The sequence below is a fragment of the Mycobacterium sp. SP-6446 genome, assembly GCF_001954045.1.
Taxonomy (GTDB): Bacteria; Actinomycetota; Actinomycetes; order Mycobacteriales; family Mycobacteriaceae; genus Mycobacterium.
The window spans coordinates 1-13707 of record NZ_MBEM01000085.1; the positions used below are offsets into that span (position 1 = coordinate 1).

The window sequence follows — 13707 nt, forward strand, 5'->3', positions numbered from 1 at the left end:
GCGCTGGCGGCCGGCGGCAAGTGCTTCTACACCACGCCGCTGAAGGCCCTGAGCAACCAGAAGCACACCGACCTGACGCTGCGCTACGGCCGCGACCGGATCGGGTTGCTCACCGGCGACCTGTCGGTGAACGCCGACGCGCCCGTGGTGGTGATGACCACCGAGGTGCTGCGCAATATGCTCTACGCCGATTCGCCCGCGCTGCAAGGACTTTCGTACGTAGTGATGGACGAGGTGCATTTCCTCGCCGACCGGATGCGGGGCCCGGTGTGGGAGGAAGTGATCCTGCACCTGCCCGACGAGGTGCGGGTGGTCAGCCTGTCGGCGACGGTGAGCAACGCCGAGGAATTCGGCGGCTGGATCCAGACGGTGCGCGGCGACACGACGGTGGTCGTGGACGAGCACCGGCCGGTTCCGCTGTGGCAGCACGTGCTGGTGGGCAAGCGCCTGCTGGACCTGTTCGACTACGAGAACGAGAAGCCGGCCACGGATCGTCAGCCGCGGGTCAATCCCGAACTGCTGCGGCACATCGCGCATCGCCGCGAGGCCGACCGGATGTCGGACTGGCAGCCGCGCCGGGGATCTGGACGGTCGGGACGCGCCGGCCCGGGCCGGCCGCGCTTCTACCGCCCGCCGTCGCGGCCGGACGTGATCGCAACCCTGGATTCCGAGGGCTTGTTGCCGGCGATCACCTTCGTGTTCTCCCGGGCGGGTTGTGACGCCGCGGTCCAGCAGTGTCTGCGCTCGCCGCTGCGGCTGACCACTGAGGAGGAGCGCGCGCATATCGCGGAGGTGATCGAGCACCGGTGCGGGGATCTCGCCGACTCCGACCTGGCGGTGCTGGGCTACTACGAATGGCGCGAAGGGTTGCTGCGCGGGCTGGCGGCCCACCACGCCGGGATGTTGCCGGCGTTTCGGCATACCGTCGAGGAGCTGTTCACCGCCGGCTTGGTCAAGGCGGTATTCGCCACCGAAACCCTGGCGCTCGGCATCAACATGCCCGCCCGCACGGTGGTTCTCGAGCGGCTGGTGAAGTTCAACGGCGAGCAGCACGTGCCGCTGACGCCGGGGGAGTACACGCAGTTGACCGGGCGCGCCGGCCGGCGTGGCATCGACGTCGAGGGTCACGCGGTGGTGCTGTGGCATCCCGCCGAAGAAACCACCGAGCCGTCCGCGGTGGCCGGGCTCGCCTCCACCCGCACGTTCCCACTGCGCAGCTCGTTCGCGCCGTCGTACAACATGACGATCAACCTGGTCCAGCACATGGGCCCCGAGCAGGCGCATCAGTTGCTGGAGCAGTCGTTCGCCCAATATCAGGCCGACCGCTCCGTCGTCGGCGTGGTGCGCGGCATCGAACGCGGGCGGCAGCTGCTCGACGAGATCGCCGCCGAACTCGGCGGGGCCGATGCGCCGATCTTCGAATACGCCCGGCTGCGTGCCCGGATTTCCGAGCTCGAGCGCGCGCAGTCGCGCGCGTCGCGGTTGCAACGACGGCAGGCGGCCAGCGACGCGCTGGCCGCGCTACGCCGCGGGGACATCATCAGCATCACCCACGGCCGGCGCGGGGGACTGGCGGTGGTGCTGGAATCAGCCCGCGACAGCTCCGACCCGCGGCCGTTGGTGCTCACCGAACACCGGTGGGCCGGTCGCATTTCGTCGGCGGACTATTCGGGTGCCTCGGCGCCGGTCGGTTCGATGTCGCTGCCCAAGCGCGTCGAACACCGGCAGCCCAGGGTCAGGCGCGATCTGGCCTCGGCCCTGCGATCCGCCGCAGCCGGGCTGGATGTCCCGACGAAGCGCCGTCGCGGGGGCGACGCCGACGGCGCGTTTCACGACCCGGAGCTCGCGTCGTTGCGGGAGCAACTGCGCCGGCACCCCGCCCACAACAGCGCCGGCCTGGAGGAGCGGATGCGTCAGGCCGAGCGCTACCTGCGCATCGAACGCGACAACGCCCAGTTGGAGAAAAAGGTTGCCGCAGCGACCAATTCGCTGGCCCGGACCTTCGACCGGATCGTCGGTCTGCTCACCGAGCGTGCGTTCATCCAAGGCCCGGCGACCGATCCGCGCGTCACCGACGACGGCCGGTTGCTGGCCCGGATCTACAGCGAGAGCGATCTGTTGGTCGCCGAATGCCTGCGCACCGGAGCATGGGCGGAGTTGAAACCTGCCGAGTTGGCGGCGGTGGTCTCGGCGGTGCTCTACGAGAGCCGCGGCGGCGACGGCCCCGGGGGCCCGTTTGCCGCCGAGGCGCCCACATCGCGATTGCGGCAGGCGCTGAATCAGACGTCCAAGCTGTCGCTCGCGCTGCGCGCGGACGAGCAGACTCACCGGATCGGCCCGAGCCGTGAACCCGACGACGGCTTTGTCACCGTCGTTTATCGCTGGGCGCGTACCGGCGATCTGGCCGCGGCGCTGGCCGCCGCCGATCCGTCGGGCACCGGTTCGCCGTTGTTGGCGGGCGATTTTGTACGGTGGTGCCGCCAGGTGCTCGACCTGTTGGACCAGGTCCGCAACGCCGCCCCGGATGCCGAGCTGCGAGCAACCGCCAAGCGCGCTATCAATGAGGTTCGGCGCGGCGTCGTCGCAGTTGACGCCGGGTAGGCTGAGCCCGAGCTACGGTGGCAGCCAAAGACCAAGAGGCGAGGAGACACGATGAGCGGACCCCACGGATCGGACCCGGGCCAGCAGTGGCAACCGCCCGGCGAGGGTGTCGATCGGTCCCAGGAACCGACCCAGGTGGGTTCGCCGTGGCAACAGCAGCAGCAGCCCGCCCAGGAGCCGACGTGGCAGGCCCCGGCGTACACGCCGCCCGCGGAATACCCGCAGTACCAGCAGCCGACCGAGCAGGCCTACCCGCAACAGCCCGGCCAGTACGGGCAGCCGGGCCAGTACGGCCAGCCCCAGTACGGTCAGGCGGGGCAGTACGGGCAACCGGGCCAGTACGGTCAGCCCGGCCAGTACGGCCAACCGACCCAGTACGGGCAACCGCAGTACGGACAGCCGGGTCAGTACGGCCAGCCCCAGTACGGTCAGCCGGGCCAGTACCCGCAGCAGTACCCGCCCTACGAGCAACCGGGTAAGAAGCGTTCCGTCGCGCTGATCGGCGGCATCGCCGGCGCGATCGCGTTTCTTGTCATCGCCGTCGTGCTGGTACTTGGCTTCTGGGAGCCGGGGTTCTTCGTCACCACCAAACTGGACGTCAACAAGGCGCAGCAAGGCGTGCAGCAGGTCCTCACCGATGAGACCAACGGCTACGGCGCGAAGAACGTCAAGGACGTCAAGTGCAACAAGGGTCAGGACCCGACGGTCAAGAAGGGCGGCACGTTCGACTGCAGCGTCAGCATCGACGGTGCCACGAAGCACGTGACGGTGACCTTCCAGGACAACAAGGGCACCTACGAGGTGGGCCGGCCCCAGTAGCCCGCTCTCGGTAATCAGTCAGCCGGGCAGCCCGTCCAGCGCCTTCTGCAAGCGGCCGATCGACGACCCGACGCCCAGCTCGGTCGCCAGTTCGGCGGTCCGTTTGGGGTGGGTGGCGGCCAGCGGCAGCTCGTCGGTTGGTGTCGAGAGGTTGACGGGCGCGTCGGTGGCCACGCGCACCACGTGGCCCGCGGCCTCGATGTAATCGATGGCGCCAAGCAGTTTCGCCCGTAGGCCTTTGGCCATCTTGGATTTCGGATCTTGTGCGGCGGCCAGGATCCGCTCCAGCGAGCCGTGTTGGGCCAGCAGGGTGGCCGCGGTCTTCTCGCCGACGCCGGGCACACCGGGCAGGCCGTCGGACGGATCGCCACGCATCAGCGCCAGTTCGGCGTAGGCCGCCCCCGCCCGATCCGCCGGCACGCCGTATTGTTCGGCCACCTCGGCGGGCCCGAACAGGGTCGCCTTCGACAGCCCGCGGCCCAGGTAGAGCACCCGGACCGGGACGGGATCGTCGGCGACCACCTGCAGCAGGTCGCGGTCTCCGCTGACGACCACGACGGGGTCGCGGCGCTCCCGCGCCGCCAGCGTGCCCAGCACGTCGTCGGCCTCGAAACCTTCCGCGCCCGCCGTCGGAATCCCGAACGCGTCCAGCAGCTCCATGATCATGTCGATCTGGGGGGTGAGGTCGTCGGGCACTTCCTCGATGTCGGGCTCACCCGGCGGCTCCGGCTCGGCCACCCGATGTGCCTTGTACGACGGGATGAGGTCCACCCGGAATTGCGGTCGCCAATCCAGGTCGAGGCAGACCGCGAGCCGCGCGGGCCGCTGCTGGGTAATTACCACGGCCATCGAGTCGATGAATCCGCGCACGGCGTTGACCGGCCGGCCGTCGGGGGCGGTGATCGATGACGGCACTCCGAAATACGAGCGGAACCACATGCTGGCGCCGTCGAGCAGCAACACGGGTGCGGGCATGCCGGCAATGGTCTCACGCCGCCGAACGCCGGCGCGGGTTAGCCTGGCTGCCATGGATTCTGACCGATTCGACGCCGCGGTGTATGCCCGCCGGCTGGCCGCCGCGGCCGCCGCGACCGCCGACGCCGGGCTGGCCGGCCTGGTGATCACCCCGGGCTACGACCTGCGCTACCTCGTCGGGTCGCGGGCCCAGACGTTCGAGCGGCTCACCGCTCTGGTGCTGCCGGCCTCCGGTGCGCCGACGGTCGTGGTGCCGCGGCTGGAGTTGGCGTCGTTGCGGGCATCGGCGATTCCGGAACTCGGCCTGGCGGTGCGTGATTGGGTCGACGGCGACGATCCGTACCGGTTGGTGGGCGCCGCGCTGGGTGGCGGCACGGTCGCGACGGCCGTCACCGATTCCATGCCGGCGGCGCATTTGTTGCCGCTGGCCGGTGTGCTCGGCGTGTTGCCGGTGCTGGCCACCGGCGTCCTACGCGGGCTGCGGATGGTCAAGGAGGAGTGCGAGATCGACGCGCTGCGCAAGGCCGGCTCGGCCATCGACCGGGTGCATGCGCGGGTGCCGGAGTTTCTGCGGCCGGGCCGCACCGAGGCAGACGTCGCCGCCGACATCGCCGAAGCCATTGTGGCCGAAGGGCATTCGGATGTGGCATTCATCATCGTCGGCTCCGGTCCACACGGCGCCGACCCCCACCACGGTTATTCGGATCGTGAACTGCAGATCGGCGACATCGTCGTCGTCGACATCGGGGGAGCATACGAGCCCGGCTACCACTCGGACTGCACCCGCACCTACAGCATCGGCGAACCTAAATCTGATGTGGCCGAACACTATTCGGTGCTGCAGCGCGCCCAGCGCGCGGCGTTCGACGCGGTGCGTCCGGGGGTGACGGCCGAGCAGGTCGACGCCGCCGCCCGCGACGTACTGGCCCAGGCCGGGCTCGCGGAGTTCTTCGTGCACCGCACCGGGCACGGCATTGGCCTCTCGGTTCACGAAGAGCCTTACATCGTCGCGGGCAATGACCTTCCGCTGGCCGCGGGCATGGCGTTTTCCATCGAGCCGGGCATCTACTTCCCCGACCGCTGGGGCGCCCGCATCGAAGACATCGTCGTGGTGACCGAGGACGGCGCGTTGGCCGTCAACAATCAGCCGCACGAGTTGGTCGTCGTACCAGTGCCGTAGTGGCCGTGCGCGTAGGTTGGGCGTGGTGTCAATCCTGGACCTAGCCCTGCTTCCGATCCGCATTGCACGACACGTCACCGACGCGGTGTTGCACCCCGTCTCGCCCCCACCGGCGCCGCCGGCCGAGCTCATCGTGGTCGACGGCATGCCCGAGGGGGCGCCGCCCGCGGCGCGTCGGCCCGAGCCGCAACTTCCGTCGCCGGCCGGATGGCCGTTCGGTGAGGACTTCCCGCGCACCTGCGGTAGCGGCCGCGTCGCCGGCGGCGCCCTGTTCTGGACCGACTTCCTCTACGACGACCACGGCGCGACGGGCCTGCCGGTCGGCGACCTGAAGATTCAGGCGCCGCCGCGCGGCACCTACGTCTATCCCGACGGTCCCGCGGCCGGCAACGGCGCCGACATCTTTCGCGTGGCCATCGGGCTCACCGAGACCCACACGTGGTGGCGGATCGACTGGAACACGCTGGTGGACGCCTCGGTGCCGATCGCGCTGTTCGCCTTCGATACCGACCCGAGCCGGTCGGCGCCGGAGCAGTGGCCAGCTGGGGCGGGCGTGCGCTCGCCGGGTATCGACCGGGCCCTGCTGGTCTCGGGCCGCGGCGCGGCGCTGATCGACCTGACCACTGGTGTTAGGACACCGGTGCAGCAGAGCGTCGATATGGCATCGCGCTCGTTCGTGGCGCAGGTTCCCCGGACGTCGGTCGAGCTGGCCAGCAGCTGGACGGTGCGGCTGGTCGCGGGTTTGGCCAACGCTGCGGGGGACGGGTTCGCAGACGTGCCCGCCGGGCATGGCGCGCTGCCCGGACAACCCAACGTCTACAACGTGGCGTTTCGCACCAACGAGCAGGAGCCGGCGCACCTGAACTTCTGGTCGGATGCCGCCCAGGCCGCGGCCCTGACGCAGGGCGACGTGTCGGAGTTTGCGGTGACCGTGCAGTGGGAGCAGCTGGCGGCGGGCGAAACCACGCCCGAACCTGTGATCACCGGCCCATCGACGCGGTGGTACGTGTCCTCGGTCGAGCTCGGGCAGGGCGTGGAACAAGGCTGGGCGGCGGAAAATATCTTGAGCACCAAGCCGCAATTCCTCGGCCGGGTTCAGCCGTATGCGGTCTGCCTGCCTTCGACGTATGCGCCTGGTCTGCCGTTGACCCTGCTGCTGCACTCGCTTGCGTTGGGGCAGAGCCAGTTTGCCGCGATCGATCCGCGGCTGCTGCACGAGGTGTGCGAGGGCCGCAATTCGGTGGTGGTCACGCCGCTGGCCCGGGGCCCGTCGACCTGGTACTTCGACACCGGCGAGCTCGACGTGTGGGAAGTGTGGGCGCGGGTGGCCGAACAGCTGGGTACCGATCCCAATCGCACTGTGGTGTCGGGTTATTCGATGGGCGGCTATGCCGCCTACAAGTTCGGGCTGAGCTATCCGGAGGTGTTCGCGCAGGCCGTCGTGCTCGCCGGCCCGCCGACGTGCGGCGTGCGCCTCCTGCCCAATGTCGACATTCCGGCCGACCTGGACCCGGATTCGCCGTGCGCCCGCGAGGGCGACACGTGGAAGTTACTGGTGAACGCCCGCTGGCTGCCGTATGTCATTGCACACGGGCTGGTCGACGAGCTGGTGCCGTTCGCCTCGGCAGCCGAGCAGGTGCTCGAACTCGACCGCCTCGGCTACCGCCACCGGTTCACCGTGTATCCGTTTGAGGATCACATCGCCTGGGTGTTTCAGGACAAGTTCGAGGATCCGATCGCCCACATGGGAACCGGTGTGCGCCAAGCCGATCCGGGACATATCACGTTCGCGTGGTATCCGCAGCTGGTGCGGGCCGACCTGGGTATCGGTCCCGATCGGGCGTGGTGGGTCTCGGAGCTGACCGCGGATCCGGCGGTTGCCGCTCGGCGCGGCGCGGTCGCGTCGGTGGATGCGCGGTCGTATGCCCGGCCGGATCCAACGCACACCGTTCGGCATCGCCGCGGCGTCATCCTCAACTTCGAGCCTTCGCCCGGGTTGTACAGCGAGCTGGATTGGCGCGTGGGATTGCCCGTCGACCCGCTGCCGTATCTGACGTTGCGATTGAGTGGGGTTGCCAGTCTCACAGTGGATCTGCGGCGCGCCGGGTTGGCGTCGTTGCCGTCGTCGACGATAACCGTCGCCACCGATTCCGATTCGAAAATCGCGCTCGGCGAACTGCCGGCAGGGGTCCAGGTGCGACTCGACGGTGAGCCGACGGGATCGACCGTGGCGGTGTCACCGGGACGGCACCGAATCACATTGGGGGAGCCGGCTCGCTAACTGAGTGTGGCAGAGCTGGGTCGCACCGCTCGCAGCTGCGCGGCGTTGTGCTCTTCCATGTCCGTGAAGCCGTCGGCGGCCAGGTGTGCGTTCTTGCCGACAGTCGTCAGCGTTTCTTGATGTGCCTGCAGCGTTTTCACATGCTGAGCATGCGCCGATGTGACCGCTTCGTGAAACGATTCGGCCGCGGCGAACTGGCCGAACATCCCGGGCGCCAGCGGCCCGCGCGACAGGTGACCGGCCGCCTCCTGGGCGTGCCCACCCGCGCGGTGCGACTCGTTGCCCCCCGAGTGCAGCAATCCGGTGTCGACTTCCATCGCTAATCCCTTTCGAACAGGAGTAACTCTAATACGGCGGATTTGCAGGTCAATTCACCTTTGGCCGATTGTCGTTGTGCTGCAGGCCTTGAACCACGCGAGGTGATAGTTGGCGGATGTCTTGTCGCCGGTGATGAGTGCATCGATGGCGGCCAGCAGCTGCCAATTGCCAATGTCGTTGGGATCCACGTGGTCCGGATAGTTGTCGAGGACGCGGGCGCTGATCGTGGCCAGGTGCTCGTGCAGCTGGTCGACTTCCTTGTCCAGCACACCGGTGCCCGCGGATGCCGCTTTGGCCAGCGTGTGGGCAAGCCGCGGCAGGCCGTCGCGCCATTGGGTGGCTTGGTTGAGCTCCCAGCCGAGTTCGTCGATGTCGGGCAGGCGTCGAGCCCTCGGCGACGTGACGACTGGTTCGTCGTCCTCGGGGATGTGGTGGATGGGTGTGTAGCCGGCGGCGACGCTGACTTCGCCGAGGAGAGCCTCGAGATCGCCTCGGCGCCGTTCGGGTGGCAGCAGCTTGACCGCGGATGGGAGATCGATGCCCGGGGGGATCCAGCCGCTGGCCAGATCGGTTGCCAGCACGGTGGTGTTGTCGGGGCGGTCACCGGCCGCCCAGGACAGCCGGGGCTGTTGGCGGGCGACGGCGAAGACTAGTCGCTGCAAGCGGGCCCTCGCGGTGGCGTTGGCCGATGCCGCGCCCGCCACCGCGCCGGTCGCCGTGGCCGCGACGGCCTGGGATCCAAGGCTCGACGGTGACGATGGTGGCATCGGCACGGCTTCTCGACGCACCACGGTCGGTTGGGCCGGCGTGGCCTGTCCGGCTGTGGGATGGACCGGTGCCGAAGCTGGCATCGTCGAAGGCGCGCTCGCCGGCGCGGAGGGTGCTGTGGCCGCCGAGATCGAGGGCCTGATGTCGGAGGCGTACGCGGGGAGAGGGCCCGACGGCGGGGGCGCGGCCGCGATCGGTCCTCCCGTGGTGGCTGGCCCCGCCACCACCTGCGGCGCCGGAGTCGCGTCGGCCGTTGGCGCGTGCGCGACGGGAGCTGGTGCATCGAACGCCTGCGCGGTTACCGGGGCACTGACGCCGGCCGACGGGGTCGTGGCGGCCGCCGGGTCTGTCGGCGTCATCTGAGGAGGCGGAATCGCACCGGCTGCATTCGACAACGGCGCGCCTGTCTGCAGTCCCTGGTCGAAGCTCTGCATCAATTGCGCTGGGGTCGTGCCTTGCACAGGGCCCGTCGGTGCCATTGGCGTGCCGCCGGTTAAGGGTGTTGGCGCGGCCGGAGCCGATGGCATGGTTGTGCCTTGCATCGACGGCGCCTGGGCGGCGGGAAAGCCTGCTGCGCTCGGCGTCCCCGGCGCGGCCGGTCCTGTAACCGGAGCGGGCGCCGGCGTGGTCACTCCGGGAGTTGGTGTTGGCGGATTGCTCGCAGCGGCAGTGATGTTCATTCTTGAGCCAGGCCCGGGGACAGATGGCCCTGGGGCAGGCGCTGGCGCCGCGTATTGGCCGCTGCCACCGATGTTCATCGCCGAACCAGGTGTAGCGGTGCCATGTGCTGGTGGAAGCGCCTCGGATGTCCCGGTGAATCCTGACCGCTCGGTAAAGCCCATTGTCGAGCCGGGCTTGTCGAGCATTCCTTGGACCTGTTTTTCCAATTCCTGCTGGTTTTCTGGCGGTCGGAACATTTGTCCGACATCAAGGCCGTGAGCCTGCGCGAACTGACGGGCGGACTGCCCCGTGGCCTCCTCGTCCAGGATCCGCTGCATCGCATCGAAGACATTGCCGCTATATTTCGCTGCAGCAAGACCAGCCAGCGCACGATACTGGTTTATTGCGGCCACAATCTGCGGCACCTTCGCTGCCGCAGGCTCTTTGGAGTCCTGGATCTCTTTGATCCGTTGATTACCCTCGTTAGCCAAATTGGTCAGATCGTGTTGGAGGCTCTCCATGCTGTCGTAGGCGTTGCTGTACGCGCCCTCCTTGGTGCCGTTCTTTTCAGCAATCCGCCGCGCTTGACTCTCACCCTGCTGGAAAGCGTTGCGGAGATCATCGGCCGTATAGCCCTGCTGTTCGGCGAGCGGACCGGTTTGCGCATTGCGAAGCATGTCTGCGAAATGCATAAACCCAACTTTGATTTGTCCGCGATTCACCTTCCCGTGTGAAAGCGCCATCAGGTCTTGGTCATCTGGCCATTGGTCGCCAACGAGCAGAAATGACCATTCCCCGGGCGGAAATATCATTTGCACAAGCCTTCAATTGTCAAAGTTGTATCATCGCCAGCGCGTAACGCCGATTCCATATCAGCATTCGTGTGCCCATTCAAATAGTCAACCGTGTATTGCTGAAATAAGCTTGCAAGCTTTCGAATTGCAGTTGCCAGATCTGGCGCGGTCGCGGGCTCTTCAGAAAGTGTGGTTATAAGGTATTCGCTGCCCGCAAGTAGAGCTTGTCGTGCGCTCGTCGCGACCGCGAGCTGTGAAGTAGGGTCGCTTCCGAGGTCGCGAGCCATACTGACTCCGACCGCGCTGTGCACCTTCGCGTAAGCGGCGCATACTTTCGCCTTAGCCTCGGCGACCTGTTGGCTCGTGTACGTGGGCGGCGGAGGTGCGGGTTTTGCTGGCACTGGCCGAAACCAGCCGACAATCGCAATGCCGAGTGTCATCAAGAGGGCGACCACGAGTAGCGCAAACATCGGCCACTGCCGCCTTCGCTCGGCTGGGTGTGCCGGCGGCCACGGGGGTGGGACGGGCGGAGGAACGGAAGGTGGGGGCAGTACCGACACCCTCTGATCGTATCGTCAAACAGCAGTATCGGTAGTCACCCACCAATACATCTGAACGCTTGTTGGTCACTTGCAAAGTCGGTCGATTTTGGAGGAGGCGTCGTCCGCAGCTTGTAGCGTCGGCTGTAGTTCAGTGTCAGAATTTGTGAGCCCACCAAGGTAACTGATCGTCAGTTCTTGGTATGCATTAGCAAGATTTCGAATCGCCCCGCCAAGTTCCGGCGGCGTCGCTGGCTCGTCGGACAGCTTGGTGATGAGGTAGCGGCTGCCCCCATCGAGGACTTGGCGCCCACTGGTTGCTACGCCAAGGATTGCGGTTGGGTCGGTGCCGCCATTCCGTGCTGAACTCAACTCGAGTGCGCGATGCACTTTCTTATATGCGCCGCAGACTTTCGTTTTGGCGTCTGCGATTTGTTGGTCGCTATAAGAAGGTGCCGGTGGTGCGGATGGTGGATTGTTACGCGGTGTGGGACGAAACCACGCACCAATTGCGACGCATATCGCTAATAGCGCGACGATGAGAGAGATAAGAGCTAGCCACGGCCTCGGCCGGTCTGGACGGGGCGGCGTTCCAGGTGGCCGGGGCAGTGGTACAGCCGGGGGATCAAATGGGTTCGACACGTCGTGGATCGTATCGTTCATTTGTAGCTTCGGAAGTCACTTTCGCTGGCGCTTGAATTTGTCTCACTAAATGGAGCCATCCAGGGGCCGGCGAGCTCATCTGACGCTGTCGACGATCAGCCGCTGATACCGAATCTCAAAGTTTCGTGGATGTCCATTTGTGCGGCTTGTGCGACGTGTGCCGGCTGCGACGATTGCCACCGTTAGCAGTGATGCCACGCCTGGTTCCGAGATTTGGACTCAACAGCTAGCGCTGGCCAACACCCAGCATCGGTCGCGGCTTAGCGGCTTGAGTCCGCGTCGTCTTCCCGCTTGTGATCGGGCAGCAGGATCCGCCGACTCGCAATCGGTTTGCCCTCAGCGCGTTTGGTCACCTCGGGTGTCGGCGGGGGCGTGGTGATACGACCCTGCACGGGGGCGCCGTTCTTTACGGACGGCGCAACGACGCGTTTGGTGTCGGCCTTTGCATCGCTGCCCGTCCCGCCCGCGCCGTGCATGGCGCCCGGCGGCATCATCGGCATCGCGCCCATCGCGCCCCTTTGCACCGCGGGCTGCGTCGATGCGTTGGTTGGCGGTGGGGTAGCGCTATGCGCCGAGGCGGGCTCGGTACCGGCGGACGGGGCGGGAAGCGGCCCAAGCATCGCGGTAGGAGTGGTGCCTAGGCCGCCGCCGAGACCGCCACCGCCGCCACCGCCAAGCTCACCGGCACCGCCTTTGGCCCCGAGCAATTCACCCGGAATGGCCTCACCTGTCGCCGCAGCTCCCGTGCCATGCTGCAGCCCGCTCATACCTGCTTGCATCGCTTGCTGTCCGATCTGAGCGACCTGTTGCGTCATCTGACCCAGCGGTTGCAACAAACCGCCGAGGGCACCCGAGAGGCTGCCGGCAAGGCCGGACGCCATCTGCGGGATCTGCTGAAGCATCTGCGACATCTCGTTTTGACCGCCCGAAGCGGCCAGCTTCGCCGACGAATCTGCTTCGTTGGCAGGGAATTTGGTAAGGGCGTCACCGGTTTTCATGCCACGCTCGTCATACCCGGCTTGCGCGGCCGTCATGTCACCGGGATCGCCGCTATTTGACGCCATGCCAAGGATTTTCAGCAGTTGGCTGATGTACGAGCGCCCCGTAGCAAGCGGATCGGGCGGGATGCCGGGCGGCGGCGGCGAATCGCTCAGCTGTGCGAGCTGATCGAGAATTATTTGAATCCGACCGTCGCCACCACCCATCACGCCCCCCTAGGCACTGTGACGTGGAACAGGTTGAAGGGATGGGCACGCACCGATGGCCGCTCGCGCAGCCCGACCGGTCCACTGCCGTGCCCAGCCGAACCAGTGCCGATCACCATCGCTACCTTTCCTCGCGTGTGGGTTACCCGAATGCTGCAGGTCCGACCTACATTGTGCCCCCGCGCACACCGATTCTGAGGCTAACGACGGCTTTGACACCGGTCAATTCACCCAGTGTTGCGACGCCAGTCAGGGCCGCTGTTGTCGACTGAGTGTCGGTCCTGGCTGTGGTGTGGCTGTGCCGACAATTCGGTCGGCAGGTTTTACCTATATGTAGTACAGCACCGCAAATAGCGCCACGAAAATGAAGACGCCGAAAAAGGCTGCGAAAGCGCCCACCGAGAAGGCGGATGTACGGCGGAAGGCCATTGTCAACCCACAAAGCATGAGGGGAAATATGGGCGCAAAAAACCACAGGAAACCGAACGTCAGCATCGTCGACATCACGCCGACAAACAGCCCCGCGACGAGTTGGACCGGTCGTTCGCGAGCCCGGTCGAACGGACCTATGTAGTCGGACGACGTCACGTCAGTGCATCCGGTGCATCGGAAGGACGATGGTCAGCGAAACGAACACCAGAATCGACCACCCGGTCAGGGGCGCCAAGATCACACCAATTGCTGTACTGCGCCAGAATGCGTTTTTGGAGTATATGTACAGAACCACGCCGGCGGCGAGAACACCGAGGGATACCAGGGGAAGGAAGCTATACACGTCACGAATGGACATGTGGCCATGCGTGAGCACTGCCAGCATCTTCACCATGATCGCCCACAGAACGCCACCGATGACTGCCCCAGAAAACACCGCCCGTATCCAATCGACCGGCTCTTTCATGTGACT

13 protein-coding genes are annotated in these 13707 nt (G+C 66.6%); 6 read left to right on the forward strand and 7 right to left on the reverse strand.

Annotation, left to right across the window (positions count from 1 at the left end):
- On the forward strand, positions 1–2601 hold a 2601-nt coding region (locus tag A5736_RS06900), incomplete at its 5' end, for an RNA helicase (protein WP_076245265.1).
- Positions 2602–2652: 51 nt separating this feature from the next.
- The gene (locus A5736_RS06905) at positions 2653–3420 is read left to right on the forward strand and encodes a DUF4333 domain-containing protein (protein ID WP_076245266.1); all 768 of its coding nucleotides are present in this window, start codon (positions 2653–2655) and stop codon (positions 3418–3420) included.
- An 18-nt stretch (positions 3421–3438) separates the two neighbouring features.
- On the opposite strand, the gene A5736_RS06910 is transcribed toward A5736_RS06905, so the two are convergent.
- Complete coding sequence (locus tag A5736_RS06910) at positions 3439–4395, reverse strand: 5'-3' exonuclease (RefSeq protein ID WP_076245268.1); 957 nt, start codon at positions 4393–4395, stop codon at positions 3439–3441.
- Positions 4396–4447: 52 nt separating this feature from the next.
- On the opposite strand from A5736_RS06910, the gene A5736_RS06915 reads away from it, so the two are divergent.
- Positions 4448–5575: a Xaa-Pro peptidase family protein gene (locus tag A5736_RS06915; protein ID WP_076245307.1), complete on the forward strand. Its 1128-nt coding sequence runs from the start codon at positions 4448–4450 to the stop codon at positions 5573–5575.
- Positions 5576–5600: 25 nt separating this feature from the next.
- On the forward strand, positions 5601–7856 hold the full coding sequence (locus tag A5736_RS06920) for an alpha/beta hydrolase-fold protein (RefSeq protein WP_076245309.1): 2256 nt from the start codon (positions 5601–5603) through the stop codon (positions 7854–7856).
- Here the strand turns inward: A5736_RS06920 and A5736_RS06925 are convergent.
- Entirely contained in the window at positions 7853–8173 is a 321-nt protein-coding gene (locus A5736_RS06925; RefSeq protein WP_076245270.1) for a DUF2563 family protein, read from the reverse strand. The two genes, A5736_RS06920 and A5736_RS06925, sit on opposite strands and share 4 nt — an antisense overlap.
- A gap of 54 nt (positions 8174–8227) precedes the next feature.
- Complete coding sequence (locus A5736_RS06930) at positions 8228–8941, reverse strand: DUF5631 domain-containing protein (protein ID WP_217695737.1); 714 nt, start codon at positions 8939–8941, stop codon at positions 8228–8230.
- A 55-nt stretch (positions 8942–8996) separates the two neighbouring features.
- Here A5736_RS06930 and A5736_RS06935 point away from each other — a divergent pair, with 55 nt between their 5' ends.
- Together A5736_RS06935 and A5736_RS06940 are read left to right on the forward strand one after the other, a co-directional pair.
- The gene (locus tag A5736_RS06935; protein WP_217695738.1) at positions 8997–9305 is read left to right on the forward strand and encodes a hypothetical protein; all 309 of its coding nucleotides are present in this window, start codon (positions 8997–8999) and stop codon (positions 9303–9305) included.
- A 506-nt stretch (positions 9306–9811) separates the two neighbouring features.
- Positions 9812–10336, forward strand: coding sequence for a hypothetical protein (locus A5736_RS06940; RefSeq protein WP_076245274.1), 525 nt, complete (start codon positions 9812–9814; stop codon positions 10334–10336).
- A gap of 74 nt (positions 10337–10410) precedes the next feature.
- On the opposite strand, the gene A5736_RS25885 is transcribed toward A5736_RS06940, so the two are convergent.
- The 4 genes from A5736_RS25885 to A5736_RS06965 form a co-directional block, all read right to left on the reverse strand.
- The gene (locus A5736_RS25885) at positions 10411–10866 is read right to left on the reverse strand and encodes a hypothetical protein (protein ID WP_139333177.1); all 456 of its coding nucleotides are present in this window, start codon (positions 10864–10866) and stop codon (positions 10411–10413) included.
- 992 nt (positions 10867–11858) lie between these two features.
- Complete coding sequence (locus A5736_RS06955; RefSeq protein WP_254848305.1) at positions 11859–12803, reverse strand: hypothetical protein; 945 nt, start codon at positions 12801–12803, stop codon at positions 11859–11861.
- 327 nt (positions 12804–13130) lie between these two features.
- Positions 13131–13391, reverse strand: coding sequence for a hypothetical protein (locus A5736_RS06960; RefSeq protein WP_083667225.1), 261 nt, complete (start codon positions 13389–13391; stop codon positions 13131–13133).
- 1 nt (position 13392) lies between these two features.
- A complete protein-coding gene (locus A5736_RS06965; RefSeq protein WP_076245277.1) occupies positions 13393–13701 on the reverse strand; it encodes a hypothetical protein in 309 nt (102 codons plus the stop codon).
- Positions 13702–13707 lie beyond the last annotated feature (6 nt).